5 protein-coding genes, 1 tRNA gene and 1 pseudogene are annotated in these 6,140 nt (G+C 35.2%); 4 read left to right on the top strand and 3 right to left on the bottom strand.

Annotation, left to right across the window (positions count from 1 at the left end; genetic code table 11):
* From H3R33_RS09005 to H3R33_RS08990, 4 genes and pseudogenes are all read left to right on the top strand, one after another.
* Positions 1-410, top strand: a pseudogene (locus tag H3R33_RS09005) (hypothetical protein); the annotation flags it as partial.
* A gap of 45 nt (positions 411-455) precedes the next feature.
* Entirely contained in the window at positions 456-1,511 is a 1,056-nt protein-coding gene (locus H3R33_RS09000) for a tail fiber domain-containing protein (RefSeq protein ID WP_198185699.1), read from the top strand.
* Between the two features lie 41 nt (positions 1,512-1,552).
* Positions 1,553-2,602, top strand: coding sequence for a tail fiber domain-containing protein (locus H3R33_RS08995; RefSeq protein ID WP_198185701.1), 1,050 nt, complete (start codon positions 1,553-1,555; stop codon positions 2,600-2,602).
* Position 2,603: 1 nt separating this feature from the next.
* Positions 2,604-3,011: a hypothetical protein gene (locus tag H3R33_RS08990; protein WP_155579934.1), complete on the top strand. Its 408-nt coding sequence runs from the start codon at positions 2,604-2,606 to the stop codon at positions 3,009-3,011.
* Positions 3,012-4,381: 1,370 nt separating this feature from the next.
* Here the strand turns inward: H3R33_RS08990 and H3R33_RS08985 are convergent.
* The 3 genes from H3R33_RS08985 to H3R33_RS08975 all read right to left on the bottom strand — a co-directional run bounded on the left by H3R33_RS08985 (position 4,382) and on the right by H3R33_RS08975 (position 6,099).
* Positions 4,382-4,458, bottom strand: a tRNA-Arg gene (locus tag H3R33_RS08985).
* A 106-nt stretch (positions 4,459-4,564) separates the two neighbouring features.
* A complete protein-coding gene (locus tag H3R33_RS08980; RefSeq protein WP_110439597.1) occupies positions 4,565-5,182 on the bottom strand; it encodes a trimeric intracellular cation channel family protein in 618 nt (205 codons plus the stop codon).
* A gap of 29 nt (positions 5,183-5,211) precedes the next feature.
* The gene (locus H3R33_RS08975; protein WP_198185703.1) at positions 5,212-6,099 is read right to left on the bottom strand and encodes a ribokinase; all 888 of its coding nucleotides are present in this window, start codon (positions 6,097-6,099) and stop codon (positions 5,212-5,214) included.
* Positions 6,100-6,140: the final 41 nt, after the last annotated feature.

The raw sequence follows: 6,140 nt of genomic DNA, 5'->3' as shown, positions 1-6,140 counted from the left end.
CAGATCCGGATGTCCAGGCATCCGTTCGCAATTCAGGATCAGAAAATACCGCCGTGCTCGAGTTCTCCATTCCCAAGGGAGAAAAAGGACAGCAAGGGATTAGTGTTGAATCCGTTATCATGAATGATGATTTAACCTTTTCCTTTATGATGAGTAATGGTTCAATTGAGAAAGTTAATTCCGGTCTTTATAGAAATAAAGATGGAGTAGTTATCGCGCCTGAAAAGGTTTCTGAAATTCCAAATGATTTTTCATTAAATGGTAATTTATACATAGCTTCTGATGATTATCTCAACGGCAGTAAAAAAATGCCTGAAGGATTGTCATTAAACGGTAATATCGTTCTTACTGATGGTTCTGTCTACTATAAAAATTCCTGGAATAATGGTGGCGTGCTTTGTGTTGCTTAATAGCTAGTATTTTTTCATTCAATTGTAGATATATAGGGCATTAAAATGATTAATAATTCTCCAAAGAATTTGAATCTTTCAGATTGTACTGTTTCTATTGATGAAGGGAAGACATCAAAAACATTATCTGAATGGGTAAAAACGGCAAATGATACAATAGGAGAAGTAGCAGGACTTTCTGAAACCTCAATTAACGTTGATAAAAAATGTGAGATATTGTCAAGGCGAATTAAAGATTTGAATCTTGATAATTATTTATCAAGGGATCAATCTTTTACATCAGGTAATGTTCTGCTTTTGGATGATACAAATCAATTTATTGGTCCAAAGGCACGTTCTGATAATGGAACTGTTTTTATGTCTTATGGACATACTTTAAATCTTAATGGATTTCGTGCAAGTCCTGATCCTGCATGTACTCGTATAATCGAACATTATACATTGAAAAATAAATATTGGGTAGTATTAAAAACTTGGACAGATGATAAGCATGCATATCGTTCTTTTGTAGGAGATGCTTTTCATCCCGATAGTGATGGAGTGGGTGATCTTGGAATAGGAAACCATGCCTGGAATAATATTTATTCAAAAACGGCATTGAGCGTAACTTCTGATAAAAACGAAAAAAAAATTGTTTCCGCTCTGGGTAATGAAGATAATGTTGAAAACCAAAAATTACTAGATGCAATCTATAATCTTGATGTTCATACATTCAAGCTTAATTACGCTATTGATAAAAAGGGAGAGGGTAAAGCCAGATTGCATAATGGTTTTATAGCTCAGGAGGTTGAGAAGTCTTTGAAAGATAAAGGTTTGTCAGCTTCTGATTATGGAATGTGGATAGAAGAAAAAGTTTTTGAGACACAAGATATTGAGACAGGCGAAAAGGATGACAGGGGTAATCCTGTTACAAAAAGAGAGTGTGTATTCTTAAAAGATGCTGATGGTAATCAGGTTTACAGGCAGTCTTTACGATATGATGAAATATTTTGTGTTTTTATTCAAGCATTCAAACAAAAATTGAAAAAACTTGAGGATTTTAAACAAGTTTACGAGCAAAGAATTAGTGATTTAGAAACTAGGCTATCAAATTTAAAATAAATTTTTCAAATTAATGAATGAAATTAATTAAGAGATATAAAATGACAAATCAAAATAACGCTCCAAAAGATTTGGACCTGTCTGCATGTAATGTTTCAATGGATGGTGGTAATACATCACAACAACTTTCAGAGCTTGTTAAAACAGCAAATGATACAAAAGAACAGATTGCAAGTGTCACAGCAATTGCAAGTCAAGCACAAAGTAATGTTGATAACATTAGAACCTATGTCAATAATTTAGATCTAGATAAATATTTTTCCATTGATGATGCAAATAAACCCTTGGGTACTGTAATACTTGATTTGACAGGACAATTTGTGTATCCACAGCCTAAGGATATGGATGGTGTTACATGGATTAATGCGGGTTTAAGACCAATAAATGGTGATTATACAAAAGATTATGAACCCAATCCAAAATCCAGGGAAATACATATTCAGTATTCTGTAAATTTGAATGGTGAAAAAGGTAATAACAAGAGTTTTACTAGTGTAGTATGGTCTGACAACATTAATGCCAATTATGCATTTGGTTCTATTTCCTTTCATCCCCTTAATGATGGCGGCGGGGACCTGGGACGTGCGGGAAATTCATGGAACAATCTTTTCATAAAGACCGCACCAAACGTGACCTCGGACAAAAACGTCAAGACCATCACATCCATCCTTGATGAGAAAGCCGATAATTCTGACAGGAAATTATTGGATGCCCTGTATAATGTCAATGTTGTCAATTACAAGCTGAATGACGCGATAAAAGAGAAAGGTGAGGACAAGGCACGTGTTCATACAGGTTTTATCGCGCAGGATATAGAACAGGCGATCAGGGATGCGGGACTTGATCCATCCGATTATGCCATGTGGACGCAGGATGCATCACCTGAATTCAAGAGGGTGGATACAGGCGAGAAGGATGAAAACGGGAAGCCGATCCTTAAATCTGTTCAGGAAGTGCCAAAAGATGACAAGGGTGACGTTATTTATCGTCAAAAACTGAGATATACCGAGGTTATTTGTATGCTTTTAGCCGCTCATAAACAGAAAATCAATGATCTTGAGACACGGCTGATGAAACTTGAAAGTAAATAAAATGAGCAGATTTGATATGACACAAGGTCTCGCAAAAGGATCATTGGGACAGGAAATGACAGGTGGACAGATTGTTGATCGTTTATCTGCTGGTATATTGGTTGAAAACAGGATCGTAAATGATCCAGCCATTACCCTGATGTTTCCAAAAGCGGGAGAAATCAGCTATCGTCTTCTACTCCAGAAAGCGTGCAGGATTTCACTTGGGCAAGGGCAAAAAGGTCAGTTGCAACGCATGACGATCATTCTTCAGCAACCCTATGAAGGGAATTGCGAGGTTGAATTTGATGCATCTGTCAAATGGCAGAATAGGCAACCCTTTATTGATACAAGAGCAGGGTCGGTTACCCTTGTAGAAATTTTGTTTGATGGAATGTCACAATTTTATGGAAAACTGATTTATGGCTGATGCCAAAAAACAGCAGTAAATAGGATATATTAATAATGAAAATTTTGTCTAGTTTGGTTGTAGTAACATATCGGATGAATGGGATTTAACCGTATTATCTAAATCAAATAGACCATTGCTGATTTTCATTAAAGGAGAGCAATCCTACAGATAAAGTGAAGGGAATAAGTATTTCATTTTTTGAAGGAATATCTTATTTTAATTCTTTGCGGTAAGAATCTGGGGATTGCAAGAACAGGTCAGTTTAACGTCAGTAAAGAAAAATCATAATATAGAATAAAAGAATGCATCCTGTTGTAGATAAATATTTTATTATCAGATTCAGGTATGGTTTTGAAAGGATATGGAACAGATAGAACTCTGCTTAGGAACAATATTACAACTAAATATGGCGACATTTTCATAAAGACGAAACAGTTGTTTGGTACTAGAAAACGAATATTCCTGTTACGATTAGTTTGATTTAGGTATGTGTAATTCAGCTATATTTTCCATGGCAAGGTTCCTTTGTGAGGTATGGTATAATGATGAATCTCATGGGTCTATATATTTTAGAAAATAATCTTTCCCAAACGCAATAAGGGATTGATCATCAACATTATATTCAAGGTTGTTATCAGCCAAGATACTTGGATAATTTTGGGCAAAAATGTGTCTACCATCATAATGAATGAAATTTAATTGGTTGTGAGGAAATATTAATAGCAGATTACCAAGTTTATATGAATCGCCTATTGAAAGTGCACAAGTGGATATTGAAAGATATAACAAATGTAAAAAAGGATTTATTATTGATTATATATTTTTATATGAATTAACCGTTTTTTTTACAGTATTACTAATAATTTAATCCTATATTGTTGGGATATGGAAAAATCACTAACCATATGGTAAATATTTCCGAATATCAAACATTTGGAATTATCGATGATATCATCACATCAAACAAGAAATTTGTGCAAGATGACGTGAGTTGTGGAATGGCAATTTAATTTCCAGTGAGACAATTAACAAAATTATTATCGAGAAAGCAAATTTGATTGACCCGGAACCAATGACGTAAGATCTTAAAAATCGCCTGTAAATCATATCATTGATTACGTCAAACGACGTATTGAATGGTTGGATCAACAATTTGAGCATTACAGTTAATTATTATAGGTTTTATTGATTATAGAATTACTTTTTAAAGAGTGGTTTTATGATTGACTTAAATAAATATTCGTAATTTTTTCATGAAAAAAGTCAAAATTTCTGTACTATTAATTTTTTTGTTTTTTTGATTCATTTATCGTGTTGAATAATATTAATTAAAAAATGAGATAATTGATTGTTATTTAAAGTTTAATTTTATTGATAAACATATCTATTGGCGGACCCGACGAGATTCGAACTCATGGCCTTTGCCTTCGGAGGGCAACGCTCTATCCAGCTGAGCTACGGGTCCTTTGAAAATGTTCATACTCTGTTTTAATGAAAATAGCCAGTTTTTCTTTTGTCAAATATAATTTTTCTTTTTTTATCCTTATATCAAGATTGATAAATTACAGGGTTCATTGAATTTGTTTGATTGACGGTAAATTCCATTTAAATTTTAAAGATAACAAGCGAATTGCACTACAGATTATAATGGCAAACCATGGAGCAAAGGTGGGACTGATAATATTCTTGTCCCCCATAATTTGGACAATGGCTCCGCCAATGGCGGCAGAGGCATAAATTTCCTTGGTTAATACGGATGGAATCAGGGCGGTTAATGTATCACGCAATATTCCTCCACCGATGGCCGTAAGTGTTCCAAGAAAAATACTTATTTCGCAATTTCCGGTAAAAACAAACGCTTTATGGGCGCCAAACGAAGCAAAAAAACCCAATCCGATGGCATCAAAAAACAGAGTTGGATGATTGAGATGTAAAAGTAATTTTTGGAAAAAGGCAGCCAGGAAAACTGAAGTCAAGACAATAACGAGATATTCCAGATTCATCATCCCCGCTAAAGGAAAAGAACCGATACAGATATCCCTTACAATTCCTCCACCACAGGCTGTGACAAAGGCAATGCAAAAAACGCCAAAGATGTCCAGATTACGATTAATGGCTGCCAGAGCTCCACTGATGGCGAAAGCAAATGTTCCGATTAAATCAACATAATGGAAAAAAGTATGACTCATAGGAACATGTTCCCTGGGGATATGAAATGTTAATGAAATTGAAAGGCGGTTAATTCTTTCAGTGTGGGCATACCATTTTGGGCCCCAGTGCGTGTAACCGAAAGTGCAGAAGCTTGCAAGGCTTTTTCAATCGCTTTTTCATATCCCAAATGAAGAAAACAGCAAAAGGCGCCACAAAATGTATCACCTGCCCCTGTTGTATCGACGGTTGGTACGGTATAGGCGGGGATATGTTGAATCTGTTTTTCTTTATTTTTAAAAAGTATTCCGCTGCGACCCCATGTCATGATAATGGGTGTAGAGCTATGCAGGATAATATCTTCGTAAGTTTCTGATCCATTATGTCGAAAGGCTTTTATCTCATGTTCGTTCGGTAAAAGATAACTGATTTTTGGAATGATATCTGCAGGAAGCTGTCGTGAGGGTGCAGGATTAACAACAATTATTTTTTTTAATCGATATGCAATCTCAATGGCTTCAATCTGCGTTTCCAAAGGGATTTCTTGCTGTAAAAGAATAATATCATGGTATTTGATGAGAGATTCAGCATTGAGGATATCCTGGGCTGATAGACTTTCATTGGCTCCTTCTGTAACAATAATTGTATTATCTGTATTTGTATGCATTATTAATGCGGTTGCAGTAGGACTTTGTTTGCAGGTTTTTAGAGGTGTAATGTTGACATGATATTTTTTAAGGTTTTCTATTAGCATTTGACCAAAATGGTCATTTCCGATTGCACCCAATATTGTAACTGATGCCCCCAGTTTTGCTGCTGCTATTGCCTGATTATTCCCCTTTCCACCACAATGAATCTGTAAGGGGCCGCCGATCAGGGTTTCTCCAGTTTCAGGGAAATGATCAACAGAAGTTTCGAGGTCAGTATTTAAACTACCAATAACCAGAATATTATTCATAAAAAAGCCTTATTGTCAGTTACAATATTTAAATAGATACT

This window comes from Commensalibacter sp. B14384M2 (assembly GCF_016101865.1).
Lineage (GTDB): Bacteria > Pseudomonadota > Alphaproteobacteria > Acetobacterales > Acetobacteraceae > Commensalibacter > Commensalibacter melissae.
This window is presented reverse-complemented; position numbering and strand designations above follow the sequence as displayed.